24 protein-coding genes are annotated in these 24,156 nt (G+C 70.5%); 19 read left to right on the forward strand and 5 right to left on the reverse strand.

From position 1 onward, the window contains the following. Position 1: 1 nt before the first annotated feature. The gene (rplO, locus tag BMY61_RS12220) at positions 2–457 is read left to right on the forward strand and encodes a 50S ribosomal protein L15 (RefSeq protein WP_042367651.1); all 456 of its coding nucleotides are present in this window, start codon (positions 2–4) and stop codon (positions 455–457) included. Positions 458–558: 101 nt separating this feature from the next. Here rplO and BMY61_RS12225 read toward each other — a convergent pair whose 3' ends face one another. After that, positions 559–1,992: a glycosyltransferase family 39 protein gene (locus BMY61_RS12225; protein ID WP_161791293.1), complete on the reverse strand. Its 1,434-nt coding sequence runs from the start codon at positions 1,990–1,992 to the stop codon at positions 559–561. Between the two features lie 392 nt (positions 1,993–2,384). Here BMY61_RS12225 and secY point away from each other — a divergent pair, with 392 nt between their 5' ends. From secY to truA, 10 genes are all read left to right on the forward strand, one after another. Further along, a complete protein-coding gene (gene secY, locus BMY61_RS12230; protein ID WP_042451771.1) occupies positions 2,385–3,698 on the forward strand; it encodes a preprotein translocase subunit SecY in 1,314 nt (437 codons plus the stop codon). After that, a complete protein-coding gene (locus tag BMY61_RS12235) occupies positions 3,698–4,357 on the forward strand; it encodes an adenylate kinase (protein ID WP_042451773.1) in 660 nt (219 codons plus the stop codon). Before secY ends, BMY61_RS12235 begins: the two co-directional genes overlap by 1 nt. Positions 4,358–4,469: 112 nt before the next feature. Continuing rightward, positions 4,470–5,303, forward strand: coding sequence for a type I methionyl aminopeptidase (map, locus tag BMY61_RS12240; RefSeq protein WP_042451776.1), 834 nt, complete (start codon positions 4,470–4,472; stop codon positions 5,301–5,303). Positions 5,304–5,464: 161 nt separating this feature from the next. After that, entirely contained in the window at positions 5,465–5,686 is a 222-nt protein-coding gene (infA, locus tag BMY61_RS12245) for a translation initiation factor IF-1 (RefSeq protein WP_003956442.1), read from the forward strand. Between the two features lie 33 nt (positions 5,687–5,719). Beyond that, positions 5,720–5,833 (forward strand): 50S ribosomal protein L36, encoded by a 114-nt coding sequence (gene rpmJ, locus BMY61_RS12250; protein WP_009740505.1) that lies wholly within the window; start codon positions 5,720–5,722, stop codon positions 5,831–5,833. Between the two features lie 191 nt (positions 5,834–6,024). Further along, complete coding sequence (rpsM, locus tag BMY61_RS12255; RefSeq protein WP_042451778.1) at positions 6,025–6,405, forward strand: 30S ribosomal protein S13; 381 nt, start codon at positions 6,025–6,027, stop codon at positions 6,403–6,405. 77 nt (positions 6,406–6,482) lie between these two features. Then, complete coding sequence (gene rpsK, locus BMY61_RS12260) at positions 6,483–6,890, forward strand: 30S ribosomal protein S11 (protein ID WP_042367634.1); 408 nt, start codon at positions 6,483–6,485, stop codon at positions 6,888–6,890. A 130-nt stretch (positions 6,891–7,020) separates the two neighbouring features. Then, positions 7,021–8,040 carry a DNA-directed RNA polymerase subunit alpha gene (locus BMY61_RS12265; RefSeq protein ID WP_042367633.1) on the forward strand — a complete coding sequence of 340 codons (1,020 nt, stop codon included), beginning with the start codon at positions 7,021–7,023 and terminating at the stop codon, positions 8,038–8,040. A gap of 167 nt (positions 8,041–8,207) precedes the next feature. Next, positions 8,208–8,645 carry a 50S ribosomal protein L17 gene (gene rplQ, locus BMY61_RS12270; RefSeq protein ID WP_042451781.1) on the forward strand — a complete coding sequence of 146 codons (438 nt, stop codon included), beginning with the start codon at positions 8,208–8,210 and terminating at the stop codon, positions 8,643–8,645. A gap of 70 nt (positions 8,646–8,715) precedes the next feature. Next, positions 8,716–9,639, forward strand: coding sequence for a tRNA pseudouridine(38-40) synthase TruA (truA, locus tag BMY61_RS12275; protein WP_042451784.1), 924 nt, complete (start codon positions 8,716–8,718; stop codon positions 9,637–9,639). Here truA and BMY61_RS12280 read toward each other — a convergent pair. After that, complete coding sequence (locus BMY61_RS12280; protein WP_143094298.1) at positions 9,633–10,718, reverse strand: hypothetical protein; 1,086 nt, start codon at positions 10,716–10,718, stop codon at positions 9,633–9,635. The genes truA and BMY61_RS12280 overlap by 7 nt on opposite strands. 82 nt (positions 10,719–10,800) lie before the next feature. Here BMY61_RS12280 and BMY61_RS12285 point away from each other — a divergent pair, with 82 nt between their 5' ends. From BMY61_RS12285 to BMY61_RS12310, 6 genes are all read left to right on the forward strand, one after another. Continuing rightward, positions 10,801–12,465 carry an ABC-F family ATP-binding cassette domain-containing protein gene (locus tag BMY61_RS12285; RefSeq protein WP_042451787.1) on the forward strand — a complete coding sequence of 555 codons (1,665 nt, stop codon included), beginning with the start codon at positions 10,801–10,803 and terminating at the stop codon, positions 12,463–12,465. 270 nt (positions 12,466–12,735) lie between these two features. Further along, positions 12,736–13,179 carry a 50S ribosomal protein L13 gene (gene rplM / locus BMY61_RS12290; protein WP_042451789.1) on the forward strand — a complete coding sequence of 148 codons (444 nt, stop codon included), beginning with the start codon at positions 12,736–12,738 and terminating at the stop codon, positions 13,177–13,179. A 44-nt stretch (positions 13,180–13,223) separates the two neighbouring features. Next, positions 13,224–13,715: a 30S ribosomal protein S9 gene (gene rpsI / locus BMY61_RS12295; protein WP_042451790.1), complete on the forward strand. Its 492-nt coding sequence runs from the start codon at positions 13,224–13,226 to the stop codon at positions 13,713–13,715. Between the two features lie 122 nt (positions 13,716–13,837). Continuing rightward, complete coding sequence (gene glmM / locus BMY61_RS12300; RefSeq protein WP_042451792.1) at positions 13,838–15,196, forward strand: phosphoglucosamine mutase; 1,359 nt, start codon at positions 13,838–13,840, stop codon at positions 15,194–15,196. Between the two features lie 135 nt (positions 15,197–15,331). Beyond that, the gene (locus BMY61_RS12305) at positions 15,332–16,561 is read left to right on the forward strand and encodes an aspartate aminotransferase type Ic (RefSeq protein WP_236656201.1); all 1,230 of its coding nucleotides are present in this window, start codon (positions 15,332–15,334) and stop codon (positions 16,559–16,561) included. Positions 16,562–16,630: 69 nt separating this feature from the next. Then, positions 16,631–17,125: a hypothetical protein gene (locus BMY61_RS12310; RefSeq protein ID WP_052438976.1), complete on the forward strand. Its 495-nt coding sequence runs from the start codon at positions 16,631–16,633 to the stop codon at positions 17,123–17,125. Here BMY61_RS12310 and coaA read toward each other — a convergent pair. Both coaA and BMY61_RS12320 read right to left on the reverse strand, forming a co-directional pair. Next, positions 17,122–18,102, reverse strand: a complete 981-nt coding sequence (coaA, locus tag BMY61_RS12315; RefSeq protein ID WP_042451797.1) for a type I pantothenate kinase — start codon at positions 18,100–18,102, stop codon at positions 17,122–17,124. The two genes, BMY61_RS12310 and coaA, sit on opposite strands and share 4 nt — an antisense overlap. Before the next feature lie 66 nt (positions 18,103–18,168). Beyond that, positions 18,169–18,666 (reverse strand): FBP domain-containing protein, encoded by a 498-nt coding sequence (locus tag BMY61_RS12320; RefSeq protein WP_042451799.1) that lies wholly within the window; start codon positions 18,664–18,666, stop codon positions 18,169–18,171. Positions 18,667–18,821: 155 nt separating this feature from the next. Between BMY61_RS12320 and BMY61_RS12325 the strand changes: the two genes are divergently transcribed. Both BMY61_RS12325 and BMY61_RS12330 read left to right on the forward strand, forming a co-directional pair. Beyond that, positions 18,822–19,796, forward strand: a complete 975-nt coding sequence (locus BMY61_RS12325) for a daunorubicin resistance protein DrrA family ABC transporter ATP-binding protein (RefSeq protein WP_042451801.1) — start codon at positions 18,822–18,824, stop codon at positions 19,794–19,796. 13 nt (positions 19,797–19,809) lie between these two features. Continuing rightward, complete coding sequence (locus tag BMY61_RS12330; RefSeq protein WP_201777604.1) at positions 19,810–20,610, forward strand: ABC transporter permease; 801 nt, start codon at positions 19,810–19,812, stop codon at positions 20,608–20,610. Here the strand turns inward: BMY61_RS12330 and BMY61_RS12335 are convergent. Then, on the reverse strand, positions 20,585–24,052 hold the full coding sequence (locus BMY61_RS12335; protein WP_075003889.1) for an AfsR/SARP family transcriptional regulator: 3,468 nt from the start codon (positions 24,050–24,052) through the stop codon (positions 20,585–20,587). The genes BMY61_RS12330 and BMY61_RS12335 overlap by 26 nt on opposite strands. Positions 24,053–24,156: the final 104 nt, after the last annotated feature.

The following is a 24,156-nucleotide window of genomic DNA, read 5'->3' on the forward strand; positions in this document are numbered from 1 at the left end:
GATGGCGGAGCAGAACCCGCTGAAGATCCACAACCTGCGGCCCGCCCCGGGCGCCAAGACCGCCAAGACCCGTGTCGGTCGTGGTGAGGCGTCCAAGGGTAAGACCGCTGGTCGTGGTACCAAGGGCACCAAGGCCCGTTACCAGGTTCCGCAGCGCTTCGAGGGTGGGCAGATGCCCCTCCACATGCGTCTGCCGAAGCTGAAGGGCTTCAAGAACCCGTTCCGCGTCGAGTTCCAGGTCGTGAACCTGGACAAGCTGGCCGCGCTCTACCCGCAGGGTGGCGAGGTCACGGTCGAGGACCTGGTCGCGAAGGGTGCCGTTCGTAAGAACGCCCTCGTCAAGGTGCTCGGCACCGGCGAGATCTCCGTGGCGCTGCAGGTGTCGGTCGACGCCGTCTCCGGCTCCGCCGCCGAGAAGATCACCGCCGCCGGCGGCACGGTGACCGAGCTCATCTGAGCTCGTCGCTGACGATCACGCACGAAGGCCCGGTTCCCCGCAAGGGGAGCCGGGCCTTCGTCGTTGTCCGGTCGCTGTCCCGTCGGTGCCCGGGAGCCGGTTCAGTCGGCGGTCAGCAGACCGACGGTGAGGCCCTTCAGGTAGTGCACCCCGGCGACTTGGTAGTGCCCGCGCAGCGCGGCCTGCTGGGACTTCGGGAGCCCGCTCAGGGGATCGCTCGCGTGGCCGAAGGTGACCACCCAGACCCGCGGGGCGCCGTTCAGGCAGGCGACCGGGTGCGCACACTCCTTGACCATGAGGTCGTCGCGCGCCACCGCGCTCTGTGCGACGAAGAGGTCCTTGGGGTGGACGCGGGCGGGGAAGTAGTAGTCGAGGCCGAGGTCGACCATGTAGACGGCCGAGCCGCCTCGTTCCGGCACGACCGCGTCGCCGGGGTGGTATTGCGCGCCGATGAGGCGGGCCGCGCCGCGCCAGTCGGTGCCGGTGTGGGACCACGCGTCGCTCTGCGCCTTGAGGCCCGGAAAGGCGAGCGCCGCGACCAGGACCACCGCGGCGGGAGCGGTCCAACGTGCGCGGGGGAGCCTCTCCGCGCCCGCGCCCGCCAGGATTGTCCACAGCGGGACGGTGAAGAGCAGGTAGCGCTCGACCCAGTAGGAGTTCGTGCCCTGGGAGGCGATCCAGATCGTCACGATCGGCAGGATCGGCACCGGCAGGTACCGCAGACCGTCGCGTCGGGTGCACGCGAGGACGGCCAGCACCAGCAGCGCGACCGAGATCGGCCACGAGTAGGTGAGGTCGTGGATCATGCCGGGGAAGGCGACCAGGTTCGGCCGCGGGATCCAGTTGATCTGCCGCCCGGACTGCGCGTGCCCGGCGACCAGCAGCGGTGAGAGCAGCAGCACCGCCGACACCGTGGCCGCCAGCAGGCCGCGCCACGCGCCGCGCCGGCGGGTGAGGACCAGCCACAGGTGCGAGGTCAGCACCGCCAGGGCGACCAGGTGCAACAGGCCGACGAGGACCAGCGTGCCCGCGTAGCCGAGCCATTCCAGGCGCATCCGGCGCCGCGACCAGCCGGGCTTGCAGGAAAGGATGCGGACCAGCTGCCAGGTGGCCAGCAGGACCGCGGCGGTGACCATCCCGTAGGCCCGTGCCTCCTGCGCGTATCGCAGGACCGCGGGGGTGAGCGCGAAGAGCAGGCCCGCCCAGAGGCCGGCCCGGGCGCCGAAGAGCCGCTTGCCGGTCGCGGCGGTGAGCCCGGCGGCCAGGCCCGTGGCCAGCACGCTGGGGGTGCGCAGCGCGACGGGGGAGTCGCCGAGGACGGCGGTCCAGCCGTGCAGGAAGAGGTAGTAGGCGCCGGAGACGGCGTCGACGTTGCCCAGCAGGCCCCACAGCTGCCCGAGGCTGCGGTTCGCCGCGCTCCAGGTGGCGAGCTCGTCGCGCCACAGGAGGGGGCGGCCGAGCTGCCAGAAGCCCAGCAGCAGCGCCAGCAGGGCCGACGGGAGCCAGACGGGCGTGCGCCGGAGTCGTCGCAACAACAAAGAGAGCCTCGGTCGTTCGTTTGGCCGTCCCCCGGATGGCGTCCTGTCTACCAGCCCGGGATGTGCCAGTGTGCGGCGCGAGGCGCTGTTCATGGGCAATTCACGGCTCAATTACTCCTAACGGGCACCGACGGTGAACGGCTGGGCGGACAGATCGGACAAGACACCCCGTCCCACCCGGACAAAGGTCGTCAGCAGATGAACTGGCCCTACCCCGCCCGGGTTCCGTGCTTCTTTCCTGGCACCACCGGCTGTTAGAGTCCGTGGAGTCCACTTGTAGGTTGGCCCCCCGTCTCGGTACAAGCGCTGCGAAGCGCAACCACCCGGACGGCGCCCCCCTGATCCACCGTCCCTCCCGCCGCAGTCGGCCGGGAGCAGCAGGAGGCCCCGTGCTCACCGCGTTCGCCCGGGCGTTCAAGACGCCCGACCTGCGCAAGAAGCTGCTGTTCACGCTGGGCATCATGGTCGTGTTCCGGATGGGCGCGCACATCCCCGTGCCGGGCGTGAACTACGCGGGCGTGCAGAGCTGCCTCACCACCATGAACAAGAACGGTGGCAACCAGCTGCTCGGCCTGGTGAACCTGTTCTCCGGCGGTGCGCTGCTGCAGATCACCATCTTCGCGCTCGGGATCATGCCGTACATCACGTCGAGCATCATCCTGCAGCTGCTGACCGTGGTGATCCCGCGCCTGGACGCCCTCAAGAAGGAGGGTCAGGCCGGTACGGCGAAGATCACGCAGTACACGCGTTACCTGACCATCGCCCTCGCGATCCTCCAGGCCACCGCGATCTCCGCCACCGCCCAGAACGGCGCGCTCTTCGGCAACGCCTGCCCCGGCAGCACCGTCGTCCCGAACCAGTCGGTCTTCACCGTCGCCACCATGGTCATCACGATGACCGCGGGCACCACCGTCATCATGTGGCTGGGCGAGCTGATCACCGACCGCGGCATCGGCAACGGCATGTCGATCCTCATCTTCACCTCGGTCGCCGCGCAGTTCCCCACGCAGCTGTGGAGCATCAAGGCGAGCAAGGGCTGGCTGACCTTCTTCATCGTCATCGCGATGGGTCTGGCCATGGTCGGCCTGGTGGTCTTCGTCGAGCAGGCCCAGCGCCGGATCCCGGTCCAGTACGCGAAGCGCATGATCGGTCGTCGCGCGTACGGCGGCACCTCGACCTACATCCCGCTGAAGGTCAACCAGGCGGGTGTGATCCCCGTCATCTTCGCGAGCTCGCTGCTCTACATCCCCGCGCTGGTCGTGCAGCTCAGCGGCTCGGCCCAGAAGGGCTGGGGTCAGTGGATCGACCAGAACCTCGCGAAGAACACCGACAGTGCGCTGTACATGGTCGTGTACTTCATCCTGATTGTCTTTTTTGCCTTCTTCTACGTGGCCATCTCGTTCAACCCCGAAGAAGTCGCCGACAACATGAAGAAGTATGGTGGGTTCATCCCGGGCATCCGGGCCGGCCGCCCGACGGCGGAATACCTGAACTATGTGCTGACCAGGATCACCTGGCCGGGCTCGCTCTACCTGGGCATCATCGCCCTGGTGCCCCTGATCGCACTCGGGCTGTTCTCGGCGTCTTCGAACTTCCCGTTCGGCGGTACGAGCATCCTCATCGTTGTGGGTGTCGGCCTTGAAACTGTGAAGCAGATCGAGAGCCAGCTCCAGCAGCGTAACTACGAAGGGTTCCTCCGCTGATGCGTATCGTCCTCGTCGGACCCCCCGGGGCCGGGAAGGGTACTCAGGCCGAACGGCTGACGAAGACCCTGTCCATCCCGCACGTGTCCACCGGCGACCTGTTCCGCGCCAACATCTCGCAGGGCACCGAGCTCGGTCGCCTGGCGAAGAGCATCATGGACACGGGCAAGCTGGTACCCGACGAGGTCACCATCGCGATGGTGAAGGACCGCCTGCAGCACGCCGACACCGAGAACGGCTTCCTGCTGGACGGTTTCCCGCGCAACACCGCGCAGGCCGTCGCGCTGGACGAGATCCTCAAGGAGTTCGGCATCGCCCTCGACGGCGTGCTGGACCTGGAGGTTCCCGAGGAGGAGGTCGTCGGCCGCATCGCGGGCCGTCGCCTGTGCCGGAACGACAGCCAGCACATCTACCACGTGATCTACAAGCAGCCGGCCGCCGAGGGCGTCTGCGACGAGTGCGGTGGCGAGCTGTACCAGCGCTCGGACGACTCCGAGGAGACCGTGCGCACCCGGCTCGAGGTCTACCACACGGAGACCGAGCCGATCATCGACTACTACCGCAAGCAGGGCCTGGTCACCACGATCTCGGCTCTCGGCACGGTCGACGAGGTCACCGAGCGCGCGATCGCCGCGCTGCGGGAGAACGCGAACGACTAGTTTCACCTTCTGGCCGCGGCCGTGACACCCTTGAGGGATGTCACGGCCGCGGTGCTGTTTCCGGATGATGCAGCGTGTCTGGGCCTTTGGTTGAGGAGAGCGGGAAGAGTGCATGGTTGAGATCAAGACGCCCGAGCAGATCGCGAAGATGCGGGAGGCCGGGCTGATCGTGGCCGAGGCGCTGAAGGCGGCGAGCGAGGCGGCCGTTCCGGGCGTGACCACGGGTGAGCTCGACGCCATCGCCAAGAAGGTCATCGAGGGCCACGGTGCGAAGTCCAACTTCCTCGGCTACCACGGCTTCACCGGTGTGATCTGCGCCTCCGTCAACGAGGAGGTCGTCCACGGCATCCCCGGCGAGCGGGTGCTGAACGACGGCGACATGATCTCCATCGACTGCGGCGCGATCGTCGACGGCTGGCACGGCGACGCGGCCGTGACCGTCTTCGTCGGTGGCGGTCACGCTCCGGAGCTGCACGCGCTGAGCGCGACCACCGAGGGCTCCATGTGGGCCGGCATCGCGCAGGTCAAGAAGAACAACCGACTCTCCGACATCAGCCGCGGCATCGAGGGCTACATCCGCCGCCAGCCGCTGCCGCCGCGCGGCAAGTACGGCATCGTCGAGGACTACGGCGGCCACGGCATCGGCTCCGCCATGCACATGGACCCGCACCTGCTGAACTACGTCGACCGCCGGCGCGGCCGCGGCATGAAGCTGGTCCCGGGCTTCTGCATCGCCATCGAGCCGATGATCACGCTCGGCACCCCGAAGACCCACACCCTCGCGGACGAGTGGACGGTCGTCAGCAACGACGGCACCTGGTCCTCGCACTGGGAGCACTCCGTCGCGCTGACGGAGGAGGGCCCGTTCGTGCTCACCGCCTTCGACGGCGGCAAGGCGAAGCTCGCGGAGCTCGGTGTGACGGTCGCTCCCGACCCGCTGGGCTGATTTCGCGTTCACTTGCCTACTGACGTAGACTGCTGTGTCGGCTCACTCGTAGCTTGCTTCCGCATGTCCTCGCCCGCTAGGGGCTGAGGGTGGATCTGAACAAGGTCCCTGCGTGAGTGCCGACTACGGTAGTCGATTCCGGAAGGCAATCCCGCAGGATTATGGCCAAGAAGCAAGGCGCCATCGAGATCGAGGGCACCGTGATCGAGTCTCTGCCGAACGCGATGTTCAAGGTGGAGCTGCAGAACGGTCACAAGGTTCTCGCGCACATCAGCGGCAAGATGCGCATGCACTACATCCGCATCCTCCCGGACGACCGGGTCGTCGTCGAGCTCAGCCCGTACGACCTGACCCGTGGTCGCATCGTCTACCGGTACAAGTAACCAGCAGATCCAGACCCGGAGATTGACAGTCAGATGAAGGTCAAGCCGAGCGTCAAGAAGATCTGCGACAAGTGCAAGGTGATCCGCCGTCACGGCCGGGTCATGGTGATCTGCGAGAACCTGCGCCACAAGCAGCGCCAGGGCTGATTTCACCCCCTGTACGGGTCGTAACTCTTCGCGCGACGCGAAAAACAACATGAAACGGGACGCCCGATCCCTCGTTCTCCACTTTGAACGTGCGGACTGCCACCCCCGGTCGGAGGCCGGGGCTCGATCAGCGGGAGCTGAACGGGTAGGCGTTTCGTCAGACCTCCGAGGAAACAACAGGAGCCAGATTCATGGCACGCCTCAGTGGCGTTGATCTCCCCCGCGAGAAGCGGATCGAGATCGCCCTCACCTACGTCTACGGCATCGGCCGCACCCTCGCCAAGAAGGCGCTGGCGGAGACCGGTGTGAACCCGGACATCCGCGTCCGCGACATCACCGAGGACGACCTCGTCGCGCTGCAGAAGTTCGTCGACGCGAACTTCGAGGTCGAGGGTGACCTCCGCCGCGCCGTCGCCGCCGACATCCGCCGCAAGGTCGAGATCGGCTGCTACGAGGGTCTGCGTCACCGCCGTGGCCTGCCGGTCCGCGGTCAGCGCACCCACACCAACGCGCGTACCCGCAAGGGCCCGCGTCGCGCGATTGCCGGTAAGAAGAAGCCGGGCAAGAAGTAGTAGTCCGCCCCACACACCGGACTTAATCCGGCCCGCTGGGCTAGCGGACCGACCACCTCAGTAGGAGAAATCAGCTCATGCCTCCCAAGGGCCGTCAGGCTGCCGGCGCGAAGAAGATCCGCCGCAAGGAGAAGAAGAACGTCGCTCACGGGCACGCCCACATCAAGAGCACGTTCAACAACACGATCGTCTCGATCACCGACCCGTCGGGCAACGTGATCGCCTGGGCGTCCTCGGGCCACGTCGGCTTCAAGGGCTCCCGCAAGTCGACCCCGTTCGCCGCGCAGATGGCCGCCGAGGCCGCTGCTCGCCGCGCGCAGGAGCACGGCATGCGCAAGGTCGACGTCTTCGTCAAGGGCCCGGGCTCCGGCCGCGAGACCGCGATCCGCTCCATCCAGGCCACCGGCCTGGAGGTCGGCTCGATCCAGGACGTCACGCCGGTTCCGCACAACGGCTGCCGCCCGCCGAAGCGTCGCCGCGTCTGACGCTTCGCGCTGCACAAGCGCTTCGCAGTAACACCCAAAAGATGCGGCCTCCGGTTCACCCGGAGGCCGTATCCTTTGTTCGTCGGCATCAAATAGTGGGTGCCGAAGATCTACATGGAGGATTCACCTCATGCTTATCGCTCAGCGCCCCACGCTGACCGAAGAGGTTGTTGACGAGTTCCGCTCCCGGTTCGTCATCGAGCCGCTGGAGCCGGGCTTCGGCTACACCCTCGGCAACTCTCTCCGTCGCACCCTCCTCTCCTCGATCCCCGGCGCCGCTGTCACCAGCATCCGGATCGACGGCGTGCTGCACGAGTTCACCACCGTGCCGGGCGTCAAGGAGGACGTCACCGACCTGATCCTCAACATCAAGCAGCTGGTCGTCTCCTCGGAGCACGACGAGCCGGTCGTGATGTACCTGCGCAAGCAGGGCCCGGGTCTGGTCACCGCCGCCGACATCGCGCCGCCGGCCGGTGTCGAGGTGCACAACCCCGAGCTGGTCCTCGCCACGCTGAACGGCAAGGGCAAGCTGGAGATGGAGCTGACCGTCGAGCGCGGTCGCGGCTACGTCTCCGCCGTGCAGAACAAGCAGTCCGGCCAGGAGATCGGCCGCATCCCGGTCGACTCGATCTACAGCCCCGTGCTGAAGGTCACCTACAAGGTCGAGGCCACCCGTGTCGAGCAGCGCACCGACTTCGACAAGCTGATCGTCGACGTCGAGACCAAGCCGGCCATGCGTCCGCGTGACGCCATGGCGTCGGCCGGTAAGACCCTGGTCGAGCTGTTCGGCCTGGCGCGCGAGCTCAACCTCGACGCCGAGGGCATCGACATGGGCCCGTCCCCGACGGACGCCGCCCTGGCCGCCGACCTGGCGCTGCCGATCGAGGAGCTGGAGCTCACGGTCCGCTCCTACAACTGCCTCAAGCGCGAGGGCATCCACACCGTGGGTGAGCTCGTCGCCCGCTCCGAGGCCGACCTGCTCGACATCCGCAACTTCGGTGCGAAGTCGATCGACGAGGTCAAGGCGAAGCTGGCCGGCATGGGCCTGGCCCTCAAGGACAGCCCGCCCGGATTCGACCCGACCGCCGCCGCCGACGCCTTCGGCGCCGACGACGACGACACGGGCTTCGCGGAGACCGAGCAGTACTGAGACTGACGTCTCGCCGACTCTTCTGATTCACGGAGTCATCTGGGGTACGGGACCGCTTCGGCGGTCCCGTACTCTTGTTAGCTGTATGTCTAAGTCGTGCGGGCGCACCGCCCGTACGCCCGGCCCGGTTCCTCACACGGCCGACGCCGGATATTGAAGGAGACACCATGCCTGCTCCCGCCAAGGGTGCCCGCCTCGGCGGCGGTCCGTCCCACGAGCGTCTGCTGCTCGCCGGTCTGGCCCGTGAGCTGTTCCAGCACGGCCGCATCACCACGACGGAGGCCAAGGCCCGCCGTCTGCGTCCGTACGCGGAGAAGCTGATCACCAAGGCGAAGAAGGGTGACCTGCACAACCGCCGTGAGGTCCGCAAGGTCATCACGGACATCGCGGTTCTGCACACCCTCTTCACCGAGATCGGTCCTCGCTACGAGAACCGTCCGGGTGGCTACACCCGTATCACCAAGATCGGTACGCGCCGTGGCGACAACGCGCCCATGGCCGTCATCGAGCTGGTCGAGGGCCTGACCGTGGCCCAGGAGGCCGTCGGCGAGGCCGAGGCCGCGACCAAGGTCGCCGCGAAGACGGAGGAGACCGCGGCGGAGTAATCCTCCCGCGTGATCCACAACGGACCCGTCCCCTTTCGAGGGGACGGGTCCTTTGCCTAAGAGAGAGTCAATGCTCTGTCAACAAGAAGCGGGCGAAGCAGAGCCGCGCCGCGACGGACCGGCTGATGGTTTCGTCCGGATCCGGCTGGACCTGGCCTACGACGGCGCGGAGTTCTCCGGCTGGGCGCGGCAGAAGAACGGTCGGCGGACCGTCCAGCAGGAGTTGGAAGAGGCGATCTCGGTGGTCACCCGGCAGCGGGAGATCTTCGCCCTGACGGTCGCGGGCCGTACCGACGCAGGGGTCCATGCGCGCGGTCAGGTGGCCCACGTCGACCTCCCCGAGGCGATTTGGCAGGCCGAGGGCGACAAGCTGCCGCGCCGTCTCGCGGGGCGGCTGCCCGGGGACATCCGGGTGTGGCGGCTCTCCGAGGCGCCGGCCGGGTTCGACGCGCGGTTCAGCGCCGTGTGGCGCCGGTACGCGTACCGCATCTGCGACACCCAGGGCGGCGTCGACCCGCTGCGGCGCGGGCACGTGCTCTGGCACGACCGGCCGCTGGACGTCGCGCTGATGAACGAGGCCGCACGGCGGCTGGTCGGCGAGCACGACTTCGCCGCGTACTGCAAGAAGCGCGAGGGTGCGACGACCATCCGCGAGCTGTTGGAGTTCTCCTGGGAGCGGACCGAGGGCGACGCGCTGCTCGGGCCCGGCGTTCCGGGCCTGGTGATCGGCACGGTCCGCGCGGACGCGTTCTGCCACAACATGGTGCGCGCGCTCGTCGGGTCCATGCTGCTGGTCGGCGGTGGCCAGCGGCCGCTGGACTTCCCGGCGGAGGTGCTCTCCGGGGGCGTGCGGAACTCCGCCGTCAACGTGGTCCGGCCCTACGGGCTGACCCTCGAAGAGGTCGGCTACCCGGCGGACGAGCTGCTCGCCGAGCGGAATCGGGCCGCCCGGCGGTTGCGGGTGCTTGGAAGCAGCAGCCTCGGGGGTCAGTGAGGCAGCTCGGAACGGCCGCGGTCGGCGAGGTCCTGGAAGGCGAGTGACGCGAGGTCGTTGCTCGCCGTCAGGGCGACCGTGTCGTTGGCCGGGACCGCCTTGCCGGTCGGGTAGCCGGCGACGGTGAAGTAGGCGTAGCGGCCGACCGCGTTGGTGGAGATCCGGCAGACCTCCTTCTGGCAGAAGGGCTTCACCGCTCCGCCGAAGAGCGAGGCGATGTTGCCGGTCATGGCCGCCGCCTTCACCGCGGTGGCCTGGGCGGCGTTGTCGAAGACGGCGATGCCGACGGTGACCTCCGCCTGGCCGTTGCCGTAGGTGGCGCGGAAGACGCCCTGGCAGCCGTTCTTGGCGAGGATGCCCGCGAGGGCCGGTGAGGCGGCCTGGGCGCACGGGGACGTCGCGGTCAGGGCCTGGGTGTAGGAATGGCCGTTGACGGTGACGTTCTTCCCGGGGAAGAGCGTGGCCGCGCTGAGCGGCGCCTTGTCCGTGGCGGCGTTGGAGAGCAGCGCGACGGGGTCGATCAGGGTCGGGCTGGGGGTCGGCTGTGCCGAGGGAACGGCGGAGGGGACGGCCGAGGGCGTCGTCGGCGCGGCGGCCGCCTGGGTCGTGGCGGCCGCGGCGGCGGTGCGGTGCGCGCGGTGGCCGCCGTCGAGCGCCAGGGCGGCCGCTGTGCCGCCGACGAGGAGGACGACGGCGGTGCCCAGGACGAGCGTGCGGCGGCGGAAGCGTCTGCGCCGGGCGGTGGTGGCCGCGTAGGGCTGGGTCAGCTCGTCCAGATCGGGCGTGGGCCCCTCGTCGTCCGGGCTGCCGGGGCGGATCGCGAAGGCCGTGGCCGTGCGGGCGCCGACGCGGCTCGGCGCGCCCTGCTGCGGTTCGGGCGTGGGTGGCGTGGGCGCTCCCGGCCGGACGCGCACCGCGCTGCTGCGCAGCGCGCTCTTCGCGGCGGCGCGGAGCCTGCCGCTGCCGGGGGTGTACTGCGTCGGTATCCGCCCGTGCGCCTGCCGGTCGCGCCGGGGGAGCGGTGTGCCCTGACGGTCGCCCTGCTGGTTGTCCGGAGTCTGACCAGACCCTGTCGTCATGCGCCGGAAGCGTACTGGTAGGGGTGCGCCGAGGGAAAAACGGGTTTGGACCGGGCCCGGGCGGGAGCGAGAATCGCTGCTCATGGGACACGTCGAGATTTCGCACCTGGAGTACTACCTGCCGGACGGACGGGTGCTGTTCGGCGACGCGTCCTTCCGGGTCGGTGAGGGCGCGGCCGTCGCGCTGGTCGGGGCCAACGGCGCCGGCAAGACGACGCTGCTGCGGCTGATCGCGGGTGATCTGAAGCCGCACGGCGGCTCGGTGACGGTCAGCGGCGGGCTGGGCGTGATGCGCCAGTTCGTCGGCACGACCGGTCGCGAGGCGACGCGGCAGGACGACGGCGCCGAGGCGCCGCTCGCGCCCGACGCGTCCGTGCGCGACCTGCTGGTCTCCGTCGCCCCGGGGAAGGTGAAGATCGCCGCGCGGGCCGTGGACGCGGCCGAGCTGGCGATGATGACGCAGGAGGACGAGGAGACCCAGCTCGCCTACGCGCAGGCGCTGGCGGACTGGGCGGACGCGGGCGGCTACGAGTACGAGACCGTCTGGGACGTCTGCACCATGGCCGCCCTCGGCACCCCGTACGAGCGGGCGCAGTGGCGGGCACTCAACACCCTCTCGGGCGGCGAGCAGAAGCGCCTGGTGCTGGAGTCGCTGCTGCGCGGCCCGGACGAGGTGCTGCTGCTGGACGAGCCGGACAACTACCTCGACGTGCCGGGCAAGCGGTGGCTGGAGGAGCAGCTCAAGGAGACCCGCAAGACGGTGCTCTTCATCTCGCACGACCGCGAGCTGCTGAACAACGCCGCCAAGAAGATCGTCAGCGTGGAGACGGGCGTCGACGGCAGCGAGATCTGGGTGCACGGCGCCGGGTTCGCGACCTACCACGAGGCCCGCGAGGAGCGCTTCGCCCGCTTCGAGGAGCTGCGCCGCCGTTGGGACGAGAAACACACCCAGCTGAAGAAGCTGGTGGTGGAGCTGCGCGAGTTCGCGAAGCGCTCGCCCGACATGGCCTCGCGGTACTCGGCCATGCAGACCCGGCTGCGCAAGTTCGAGGAGGCCGGCCCGCCGCCGGAGCCGCCGCGCAAGCAGGCGGTGACGATGCGGCTCAAGGGCGGGCGCACCGGCGTGCGGGCGTTCACCTTCGAGCAGCTGGAGCTGACCGGGCTGATGAAGCCGTTCGACCTGGAGGTCTACTACGGCGAGCGGGTCGCGGTGCTGGGCTCCAACGGGTCCGGCAAGTCGCACTTCCTGCGGCTGATCGCGGGGGAGCCGGTCACGCACACGGGCGGGTGGAAGCTCGGCGCCCGGGTCGTGCCCGGCCACTTCGCGCAGACGCACGCCCACCCGGAGCTGCACGGCCGTACCGCCCGGGAGATCCTCGAGTCCGAGCACGCGCTGGACCGCAAGGCCGCGATGAGCGTGCTGCGCCGCTATGAGTTGCATCACCAGGAGGCGGTCCGCTTCGAGAACCTCTCCGGCGGCCAGCAGGCCCGGCTCATGATCCTGCGCCTGGAGCTGTCCGGCACGACGGCGCTGCTGCTGGACGAGCCGACGGACAACCTGGACCTGGAGAGCGCGGAGGCGCTGCAGGAGGGCCTGGAGGCCTTCGACGGGACGGTGCTGGCCGTCACGCACGACCGCTGGTTCGCCCGTTCCTTCGACCGCTTTCTGGTGTTCGGCCAGGACGGTCGGGTCTACGAGGCCCCGGAGCCGGTCTGGGACGAGAAGCGCGTGGCACGCGAACGCTGACGGGGGACGTAGACTGGTACACAGCTTGTGGATAACCAGCGCGGCGTGTGGGCGGCGTTTTGACCCGCCCGCCGCCGTGCCGGTATTCTGCGAGTTCGTTGTGCGTATTGGCTCGCTCTATCTCACGTGAGAGGTCGGTACGCCGGTCCGCCAGGCCGATGAGCGGCGGCATCGAACACCCGATTGCGTCCGGGTCCGGTGCTCAGGCTGTTCCGATCGTCCTGTTGGTCCTGTCAGGCACACACTCACTGAAAAGCGAAGGCTACGACCGTGCGTACGTACAGCCCCAAGCCCGGCGACGTCCAGCGTCAGTGGCTCGTCATCGACGCCCAGGACGTTGTCCTCGGCCGTCTGGCCTCTCAGGCCGCCTCCCTTCTGCGGGGCAAGCACAAGCCGGTGTACGCGCCGCACCTTGACATGGGTGACTTCGTCATCATCGTCAACGCGGACAAGGTGCACCTGTCCGGGAACAAGAAGACCCAGAAGATGGCCTACCGCCACTCGGGTTACCCGGGCGGTCTGCGCTCCGTGCGTTACGACGAGCTCATGGACAAGAACCCGGAGAAGGCCGTCGAGAAGGCCATCAAGGGCATGCTTCCGAAGAACTCCCTGGGTCGTCAGATGCTCTCGAAGCTGAAGGTGTACTCGGGCGACCAGCACCCCCACGCTGCGCAGCAGCCGGTGGCGTTCGAGATCACCCAGGTCGCTCAGTAAGACCGGCCACACCCCAAATCTGACGAGAAGAACAGAGGACAACCGTGGCCGAGACCACTGCTGAGCTCCCCCTCGAGGTCGAGGAGACCTTCGAGGTCGAGGAGACCGAGTACACCAGCGAGTCCCTTCCCTCCCGCTTCGGCGAGGCCCTGCCGGGCGCCGGCCTGGGTCGCCGCAAGGAGGCGATCGCCCGCGTGCGCATCGTCCCCGGCACCGGCCAGTGGAAGATCAACGGTCGCACCCTGGAGGAGTACTTCCCCAACAAGGTGCACCAGCAGACCGTCAACGAGCCCTTCAAGATCCTTGAGCTCGATGACCGCTACGACGTCGTCGCCCGCATCAACGGTGGCGGCATCTCCGGCCAGGCCTACGCCCTGCGTCTCGGTGTCGCCCGCGCCCTGAACGAGGCCGACGTCGACGCCAACCGCCCGGCGCTGAAGAAGGCCGGCTTCCTGACGCGTGACCCGCGTGCGGTCGAGCGCAAGAAGGCCGGTCTCAAGAAGGCCCGCAAGGCGCCGCAGTACAGCAAGCGCTAAGTCGCACCCCGCTCCGCCGATCTTTGCTCGGGGGAGCTGGTTTTCGCCACGCCCTGGGAGCACGGTTGTGTTCCCAGGGCGTGGTTTCGTTCATACGCGGCATTACCCGGAAGGCTTCAGCAGTGGGACGACTCTTTGGTACCGACGGCGTTCGCGGCCTCGCGAACGTGGACCTGACCGCGGAGCTCGCGATGGGCCTGTCCGTCGCCGCGGCGCACGTGCTCGGTGATCTGGGCGCGTTCGAGGGCCACCGCCCGGTGGCCGTGGTCGGTCGGGACCCGAGGGCTTCCGGCGAGTTCCTGGAGGCCGCGGTCGTCGCCGGCCTCGCCAGCTCCGGCGTCGACGTGCTGCGTCTCGGCGTGCTGCCGACGCCCGCCGTGGCCTACCTGACGGACGCCCTGAACGCCGACTTCGGCGTGATGCTGTCGGCCAGTCACAACTCCATGCCCGACAACGGGCTCAAGTTCCTGGCCAAGGGCGGCTTCAAGCTCGACGACGCGATCGAGGACGCCATCGAGGCGCACTACGAGCGCTTCGGCACGGAGGAGTGGTCCCGCCCGACCGGTGCCGCGGTCGGTCGCGTCCGCGACCACGAGTCCGGTCTCGACCAGTACGTCCGGCACCTGCTCGGCGCCATGCCGAACCGCCTGGACGGCCTGAAGGTCGTCATCGACGCCGCGCACGGCGCGGCGGCCGCCGCCTCCCCGCAGGCGTTCCGCGCCGCGGGCGCCGAGGTGCTCGCGGTCATCGGCGCCGAGCCGGACGGCCTCAACATCAACGACGGCGTCGGCTCCACCCACCTCGGCCCGCTGCGCGCGGCCGTCGTCGAGCACGGCGCGGACCTCGGCATCGCCCACGACGGCGACGCCGACCGCTGCCTCGCGGTGGACCGCGAGGGCAACGAGATCGACGGCGACCAGATCCTGGCGGTCCTGGCGGTGGGCCTGCGCGAGGCCGGCGTGCTGGCCAAGGACACCGTCGTGGCGACGGTCATGTCCAACCTCGGCTTCAAGCTGGCGCTGCAGCGCGAGGGCATCGAGCTCATCCAGACCGCGGTCGGCGACCGCTACGTGCTGGAGTCGATGAAGGAGCACGGCTTCACGCTCGGCGGCGAGCAGTCCGGCCACGTGATCATGCTGGACCACGCGACGACCGGCGACGGCACGCTGACCGGCCTGCTGCTGGCCGCTCGCGTCGCGGCGACGGGCAAGCCGCTGGCCGAGCTGGCCGCGGTGATGACGCGACTCCCGCAGGTCATGATCAACGTCAAGGGCGTGGACAAGTCCCGCGCGTCCCAGGACGAGGAGCTGCTCGCGGCTGTCGCCGCGGCGGAGGCGGAACTCGGCGAGACCGGCCGCGTCCTGCTGCGTCCCTCCGGGACGGAGCCGCTCGTTAGGGTCATGGTGGAAGCAGCGAACCACGAGCAGGCGCAGAGCGTGTGCGAGCGGCTCGCGGAAGTTGTTCGGCAGAGGCTCAGCTAGGCAATATCCAGGGGCGCGAGGAACTGCGCGAGAAACCACCGGCGTGCGGATGGCCCTGCGCGTTCGGGGACTCACGGCACAGGGTGGTTTCTCGCGCAGTTCCTCGCGCCCCTCAGTGGATCCGTGGGAGTAAAAGTGACGCTTCGTGAGGAATACGCAGAGCTCCAGTCCAAGGGGCTGAAGCTGGATCTGACGCGAGGCAAGCCCTCGCCGGAGCAGCTGAACCTGTCGAACCGGATGCTGGAGTTGCCGGGGGCCGGGGACTACCTCGCCGCCGACGGGACCGACACCCGCAACTACGGCGGGCTGACCGGGTTGCCCGAGCTCGTCGAGATCTTCGCGCCGCTGCTCGGCATCCCGAAGGGCCAACTGCTGGCCCTCGGCAACGCCAGCCTGCAGATCATGCACGACGTCATCGCGAACGCGATGCTCTCCCCCGTGCCCGGCGCCGCGCGCCGGTGGGTGGAGGAGGACGAGGTCGTGTTCCTGTGCCCGGTGCCGGGCTACGACCGGCACTTCGGGCTCTGCGAGCGTTTCGGCATCACCATGGTGCCGGTCGCGCTCACGGGCCAGGGCCCGGACATGGACGAGGTCGAGCGTCTGGTCGCCGAGGACCCGCGGATCAAGGGCATCTGGTGCGTCCCGGCCTACAGCAACCCCTCCGGTGAGGTCTACAGCGCCGAGACCGTGCGCCGCCTCGCCGCCATGACGACCGCCGCGCCGGACTTCCGGATCTTCTGGGACAACGCCTACGCGATCCACGACCTCACCGAGCAGCGCGCCGAGCTCGCGGACGTCCTGGACGCGTGCGCGCGGGCCGGGAACCCGGACCGGGCCTTCGTCTTCGCGTCCACCTCGAAGATCACCCTCGCCGGGGCCGGCGTCGCGTTCCTCGGTTCCTCGACGGCCAACGTCGAGTGGCTGAAGGCGCTGATGTCGAAGCAGACCATCGGCCCGGACAAGGTCAACCAGCTGCGCCACGTCCGCTTCTTCGGCGACGCGGACGGCGTGCTGGCGCACATGGCCAAGCACCGTGCGCTGCTCGCGCCGCGCTTCGAGACGGTCGAGCACGTGCTGGAGCGTGAGCTCGGCGGTCGGGGCATCGCCCGGTGGAGCCGGCCGGAGGGCGGGTACTTCGTCAGCCTGGAGGTGCCGGACGGCTGCGCGGCGGAGGTCGTGCGACTGGCCAAGGAGGCGGGCGTCGCGCTCACCCCGGCCGGTGCGGCGTTCCCGTACGGGCACGACCCGCGGGACCACCACATCCGCCTGGCCCCGAGCTACCCGTCGCTGACGGAGCTGCGGGAGGCGATGGAGGCCGTGGCGCTCTGCGTGCGCCTCGCGGCCGAGGAGCAGAAGCAGGGGTGACACCGGTGAGCGGGATCGGATAGCGTCCGCGGGCGTTGTCCGATCCTGCTCACGCTTCACGGGGGTTCCATGCTCGACATCAGCGCGCATCCGTTCATCGCCATCTACGTGCTGTTGCTGTTGATCAGCGGCGTCGGCCTGGTGGTGCTCAGCGCCATGGGATCCGGGGGGCAGACGGTCGGCTGGCGGATCTTCGGCGTGATCGCCGGTCTCGCCTTCTTCGGTTACGGGATCTACCTGGGCTTCTTCTTCACCGGCGGCACCTACATCATCTCGTTCAAGGCGGTCATCCTGCCGTTCGTGATGCTCGCGGGCGTCATCGGCAAGCTGCGGGCGGGCAAGGCGCCGGACGCGGCCGCGCCGCAGGTGTACGTGGCGCCGCAGGGCGTGCAGCAGCACGCGTACAACGTCGCGGCTCCGTACGCCTCGCTGCCGCAGATGCCGCCGCCGCCCGTCGGGTACCAGCAGGAGCCTCCGGCGGGGTACCAGCCGGTGCAGCCCCAGGACGCCGCGCGTCCCTACGACGCCGCGCCGCCCCCGCCGATGGCGCCGCCGCAGGGCTAGAGCTTGCGCAGGCTGACCCGCTGCACCTTGTGGTCGGGGCCCTTGCGCAGCACGAGGTCGGCGCGGCCGCGGGTGGGGGCGACGTTCTCGACGAGGTTGGGGCGGTTGATCGTGCGCCACAGGTGGCGCGCGTAGTCGAGCGCCTCGGCCTCGGGAACCTCCGCGTAGCGCCGGAAGTACGACTCGGGGTCCTGGAACGCGGTCTCGCGCAGCTTGCGGAAGCGCTCCAGGTACCACTTCTCGATCTCGTCGGTGCGGGCGTCGACGTAGATGGAGAAGTCGAAGAAGTCCGCGACGGCGACGCGGGTGCGCCCGTCCTGCCCCGGCAGGGCGGGCTGCAGCACGTTCAGGCCCTCGACGATCAGGATGTCCGGGCGGTGCACCGTGAGCCGCTCGTCCGGGACGATGTCGTAGACCAGGTGCGAGTAGACCGGGGCGGTGACCTCCTCCTTGCCGGACTTCACGTCGGCGACGAAGCGGGTCAGCGCGCGGCGGTCGTAGGACTCGGGGAAGCCCTTGCGCGACATGAGCCCGCGACGGCGCAGCTCGTCGTTGGGCAGCAGGAAGCCGTCGGTGGTGACCAGCTCGACGCGCGGGTGCTCGGGCCAGCGGGCCAGCATGGCCTGCAGCAGGCGGGCCGTCGTGGACTTGCCGACGGCCACGGAGCCGGCCACGCCGATGACGAACGGTGTGCCGGGCTGGGTGTGGGTGTACTCGTTGCTGTCCAGGAAGTCGTTGAGCGCGCCCCGCAGCGCGCCCGTGGCCGTCACGTACAGGTTCAGCAGGCGTGACAGCGGCAGGTAGACGTCCTGGACCTCCTGCAGGTCGATGACGTCGCCGAGACCGCGCAGCCGCTCCAGCTCGGCGGCGGTCAGCGGGAGCGGGATGCGCTCGTGGAGCGCGCTCCACTCCGCTCGGTCGAGGTCGACGAAGGGGGACGCGTCAGCGCGGCGGTGGGCTTCCAGCGTTGGGGGCACGGTCCTATTGTCGGCCGAGTACCGGATGGTCCGCGCCGAGAGATATGTCTCAGCGTCGGTAAATGTTCACGCAAGGACCTTGTCGAGGAACTCGTTCAGCTTGGTGTTCAGCCGCTCGAGCTGTCCCTCCACGCTGAGCGACTCCTCGAACCGGGCCCCCGGTTCGGCCTGCTTGAGGCCCCGGACGTAGAGCGGGCAGGCGAGGTCGGTGCACATGTAGAGCCCGACGGAGTTGCCCTCCCGCCCCGCCCTGCCGGCGCGGCGCGCGGTCAGCAGGGAGACTCCGCTGCGCGGGTGGGTGGTGTAGCAGAGCGAGCAGAGGCTGCGCTGGAGGAAGCCCCGCTGCGGAGGCGGGAAACGCAGGGTGATGCCGACCAGCGCGCCGTCCGGCCGCTCGGCGACCAGCGCGCAGCGGTCGGGTGCCCCTGGGTCGCGCCATCCGAAGAAGTCGAGGCCCTCCCACGGGCGGTCGTCCAGGTCGTGCGGGATGTACAGGCGCGCGGCCTCGCCCTTGCTGCAGTTGACGAACGACGCGCGGATCCGGGATTCGGTGAGCTTCTCCATGATCTCGACGGTAGGGTTTCCTAGTGATCCTAGGCAAATGAATAAACACTGTAGGTGGACGTCCGTGCCGCTGACGCGCGCTGATACGGCCCCGTCAGCGTGGTGTCAGCGCCCTCCCGCACCGTGGTCACCACGACACGGAAGGAGAGCGCGAGATGGAATTCGCGATCCAGGCGGAGGGCCTGGTCAAGACGTTCGGGAGCACGCGGGCGCTGGACGGGGTGGATCTCGTGGCGCGCGCCGGGACGGTGCTCGGGGTGCTGGGGCCGAACGGCGCGGGCAAGACCACCACCGTCCGGATCCTGGCGACCCTGCTGCGGCCGGACGCCGGCAGGGCCTCCGTCGGCGGTCTGGACGTGGTCCGTGACGCCGGCGCGGTCCGCGCCGCGATCGGGCTGACGGGGCAGTACGCCGCCGTCGACGAGATGCTGACCGGGACCGAGAACCTGGTGATGATCGGCCGCCTGCTCGGCCTGCCGCGCCGGGACGCCAAGTCCCGTGCCGCGCAGCTGCTGGAGCGCTTCGCGCTCACCGACGCGGCCGGTCGCGCGGCCGGGACGTACTCCGGCGGCATGCGCCGGCGGCTGGACCTGGCCGCGTCGCTCGTCGGGCGGCCGAGCGTGCTGTTCCTGGACGAGCCGACGACCGGTCTCGACCCGCACAGCCGCGGCGAGTTGTGGGACATCGTGCGCGGACTGGTCGCCGACGGCGTCACCGTGCTGCTCACCACTCAGTACCTGGAGGAGGCCGACCAGCTCGCCGACGAGATCGCGGTGATCGACCACGGCCGGGTCATCGCCGGTGGCACGCCCGACCAGCTGAAGGCGCAGGTCGGCGGCCAGACGCTGGAGCTGCGCCCGGCGCGGCCCGCCGAGCTCGGGCCGGTGCGGACGGTCCTGGCCGCGGTCTCCGGTCACGAGCCGGAGCTCTCGCCGACCGGCGTGCTCAGCGTGCCGGTGCGGGACGACGCCGTGCTGCCGGCCCTCGTGGCCCGGCTGACCGAGGCCGGGCTGGTCGCGGGTGAGCTCGCGCTGCGCCGCAGCAGCCTCGACGAGGTGTTCCTCACGCTGACCGGCCACCGGGAGGCCAGGCCGCACGACGACGCCGACAAGACGAAGGTGGGGGTCTGAACCCATGGCGACCATGACGATCACTTCGGGGACGGCACCTGCGAAACGCCGTGTCGGCGTCCTTGCGGGGCTGGAGCACACGGCGACCCTCGCCTGGCGCAACCTGGTCCAGATCAAGCACAACCCGATGGAGCTGATGGACCTGTCCATCCAGCCCGTCATGTTCCTGCTGCTGTTCACCTACGTGTTCGGCGGGCAGATGTCCGGCTCGACCCACGCCTACCTGAACTTCGCGCTCGCCGGGATCATCGTGCAGAACGGCCTGTTCGCGACGCTCAGCACGGCCGTCGGGCTCAACAACGACATCCAGAAGGGCGTCTTCGACCGGCTGCGCAGCCTGCCCATCGCCCGGTCCGCGCCGCTGGCCGGGCGGGTGGCCGCGGACCTGGTCAAGCAGCTGTGGTCGATGCTGCTGATGCTGGGCATCGGTGTCGCCCTCGGGTTCCGGCCCCACAGTGCCGTCGGCGTGCTCGGCGCGGCGGCGCTGATGCTGGTCTTCGCCCTCGCCATGTCCTGGCTGTCGGTGCTGATCGGCATGCTCGCCTCCAGCCCGGAGAAGGTGCAGATGATGGCCTTCGTGGTGATGTTCCCGCTGACCTTCTCCTCCAGCGCCTTCGTCTCGCCCTCGACCATGCCGGGCTGGATGCAGGCGTGGGTGAAGGTCAACCCGGTCACCTCGCTGGTGGACGCGATGCGCGCGCTGCTGGACGGCGGCCCGCTGGCCGCGTCACTCACGCACACGCTGCTGTGGGCGGCCGCGCTGGCGGCGGTCTTCTTCCCGCTGGCGCTCAGGGCGTACCAGCGGCGGACCTGAACCCGGCCGGGCGGGCGTCGCCCACGCCGAGCAACTCCAGCACCTCCTGGCGCGGGGCCGAACGGCCCCGCGCCGAGGCGCGTTCGTACGGTTCCCCGCCCAGGGCTGCGAGCGCCGCCGCGCCGCTCGCGGCCACCTCCGGGTTCGAGCGGTCCGGCACGCCGCGCTGGCCCTCGGCCGCGCCGAGCAGGAACGCGGCACGTTCGGGGTCGTTCTGGCGCAGCGCCAGATCCGCGAAGCCCTGGAACGCGGCGGCGACGATCGGCCCGTCGTAGGCCTGGACCCCCGCACGCAGGGCCTGCCGGTGGGAGTCGGCCGCCTCGTCGAGCCGGCCGCAGGCACCGAGGGTCAGGCCCAGCTCGGTGTGGAGCAACGAGGTCATCTGCGGGAGCCCGTTGAGCCGTCGGTCCACCAGCCCCAGCGCCTCCTGCAGCAGCGGCAGGGCCCGTTCGGGCGCGCCCGTGCGCCGGTAGGCGGCGGCGAGCGCCGAGTGGGCCACCAGCGTCGGCGACCAGGACTCGCTGGCCCGGACCGTGACCACCAGCCGCTCCAGTTCGGCGACGGCCTCCGGGGTGCCGGCGCCGCCGTACCGGGCGGCGATCATCCGGGCCCGGTACTCGGGGGCGTCCGCGTTGACGCCCATGGCCTGCTCGAAGGCGACGGCCTGCTCCCACAGCTCGACCGCCCCCGCGACGTCCCCCCGCCACAGGGCGTAGTCGGCCAGGCCCGAGCAGCAGAACGAGCGGCCCCACAGGTCGCCGACCTCGCGGAACGCCTCCGCGGCGGCCCGCATCGCCGCCTCGGCCTCCTCGGCGCGGCCGTCGTTCTGCAGCGCGAACCCGAGGAAGAGCCGTCCGGCGGCCTGCACCCAGGGGTGCGGGACGTCGAAGAGCTGCCGGGCGAGGGTGGTGACGTTCCAGTCCTGCTGCTCGAAGAGCGCCGTCATGATGTCGAGCAGTGGCAGCAGCGGGTGGGCGGACGGGTCGGGCAGCCGGTCGCGCAGCGCCATGGCCTGGTGCAGCAGCGCGAGCGTCGAGTCGAGCATCCAGTCCGTGTCGAGGGCGTAGAGCGCGGTGATGCCGGAGGCGACCGCGCGCGGCAGCAGGTCCACCTCGTCGGCGGGCAGAGCCAGGGCCTGGTGCACCAGCGGCAGGTTCTCGCCCTGTTCGCCGCGGCGCCACAGGTACCAGCCGAGACCGGCGACCAGACGGACGGCGGTGTCCGCGTCGCCGCACTCCACCGACCGGCGCAGCGCGGCGATCAGGTCGTCGTGGGCGGCGGAGAAGGCGGCGAGGGTGGCGATCTGGCCCGGACCGTAGAGCTCGGGCTCGCCGCGTTCGGCGAGCGCGAGGTGGTAGGCGGCGTGCGCCCGACGGGTCCCGGTGGTCGCGCCCGCCTCGTCGAGGCGCTCGGCGGCGTAGACGCGGATGGTCTCCAGCAGCCGGTAGCGGCCCGCGTCGGTGCGCACCAGCAGGGACTTGTCGACCAGCGCGGCGAGCAGGTCGAAGACCTGGTCCGGCGTCACGTCGCCGTCCGCACCGGGGTCGGCCGCGCAGATCTGCTCGACGGCGGTGAGTTCGGCCGGGCCGGAGAAGACCGAGAGCCGGGCGAGCAGCGCCCGCTCGGGGGCGTCCAGCAGGTCCCAGCTCCAGTCGACGACGGCGCGCAGGGTTCGGTGCCGGGGCAGCGCGGCCCGGCTGCCACCGGTCAGCAGCCGGAACCGCTGCGCCAAGCGCTCCTCGATGCCCTGCGGGTCGAGAGTGCGCATCCGGGCGGCGGCGAGCTCGATCGCCAGCGGCTGCCCGTCCAGCGCCCGGCAGATGGCGACGACGGTCGCCAGCTCGGCGCCGGTCGCCCTCCAGTCGGGCCGGACGGCGGTGGCGCGGTCGGTGAAGAGCCGCACGGCGGCGTACCCGCCCGGGTCCTGCTGTTCCGCGTCGCCGGTCGGCAGGGCCAATGGCGGGACGGGCAGCAGCTGTTCGCCGGTGATGGCGAGCGGCTCCCGGCTGGTGGCCAGGACGCGCAGCCGGGGGCAGGCGGCGAGCAGCCGGGCGGCGAACGCGGCGGCCGCGTCGATCAGGTGCTCGCAGTTGTCCAGGATCAGCAGCAGGTCGGTCGTCCCGATGGTGTTGATCAGCCGTTCGGTGACGTCCGAGGGGCTCACGGCGGTCAGCGAGCGGGAGGGCGCGGCCTCGCGCCGGTGCAGCGTCGCGGCGACGGCGCCGGGCAGGTCGCCGGCGTCCTTGACGGGCGCCAGCTCGACCAGGCGCAGCGGGGTCGGGTGGCTGCGGGCGGACTCGACGGCGAGCCGGGTCTTGCCCGCGCCGCCGGGGCCGATCAGGGTGACCAGGCGGGCGGCGGTCAACGCCTGCCCCACGGCGGCGACTTCGTTGTCCCGGCCGAGGAAGCTGGTGAGCGCGGCCGGCAGGGCATGCGCGGCGAGCGCCTCCGGCGCCCCGGGCACCGCCGAACCGGGCCACACCTGGCCGGCGAGGCCCCCGCCTGCGCCGGGCAGGGCCGCGCTTGGGCCCGCTCCGGCTGCGCCGGGCAGGGCCGTGACTGCGCCGGGCGCCGCCGAGCCGTGCCAGGCCTGGTCGGCGAGGGCCCCGGCTGCGCCGGGCAGGACCGTGCCTGTGCCGGGCAGGGCCGTGACTGCGCCGGGTGCCGCCGAGCCGTGCCGGGCCTGGTCGGTGGGGGCCGTGCCTGCGCCCGCTCCGGCTGGGCCGGGCGTCGCTGGGGCGTTCCATGCCGTGCTGGTTGCGGCTGCGGGGGTCGCCCTCGGCGCAGTCAGGACCGCCAGGTGGGCGTCGCGCAGCAGCGGGGAGGGGTCCGCGCCCAGCTCCTCGGCCAGCACTGCCCGGGCCCGCTCGTACTCGGCGAGGGCCTCGGCGTCCCGGCCCGCCTGGTGCAGCGCGCGCAGCAGTTGCGCGCGCGGGCGCTCGCGCAGCGGGTCCGCGGCGACGTCGGCGCGCAGCGCCGGGATCTGCTGCTCGCCGCGTCCGGCGGCCAGCTCGGCGTCGACCACCTCGTCCTGCGCGGACTGGCGCAGGGCGAGCAGGCGGGCGGCCTCGTCCGGGTGGCCGGGCAGGTCGGGCGCGCCCCGCCACAGGGCCAACGCCTGCGGGTGCTCGGCGGACCGCAGCAGCCGGGCGAAGGCGGCCAGGTCGGTGTCGAGGGTCAGCCGGTAGCCGGCCGGGGTGAGTTCGACGGCGTCGCGGCCGAGCGCCGAACGCAGCCGGGAGGCGAGCGCCTGGACCGCGTTGGCGGGGTTGGCGGGCGGCTCGTCCGGCCACAGCGTGTCGGTCAGCGCGCCCAGCGGGACGGGCCTGCCGTCGGTCAGCGCCAGGGCCGCAAGGAGGGTGCGGACACGCTCACCCTTGAGCTCCACGGCGTCGCCGTCCGGGCCGGTGACGGACAGAGGTCCGAGAAGTCGAATCCGCACGCGGTCCATTGTGCCGGGCGGTCACGGACGGCCCGCCCATCAACCGATCGGTTGATGCCGGGCATCGACCGATCGGTGTGGCGGTCGAGCCTGCTGGTCGATCC

The organism is Streptacidiphilus jiangxiensis, from assembly GCF_900109465.1.
In the GTDB taxonomy this organism is placed as follows: Bacteria; Actinomycetota; Actinomycetes; order Streptomycetales; family Streptomycetaceae; genus Streptacidiphilus; species Streptacidiphilus jiangxiensis.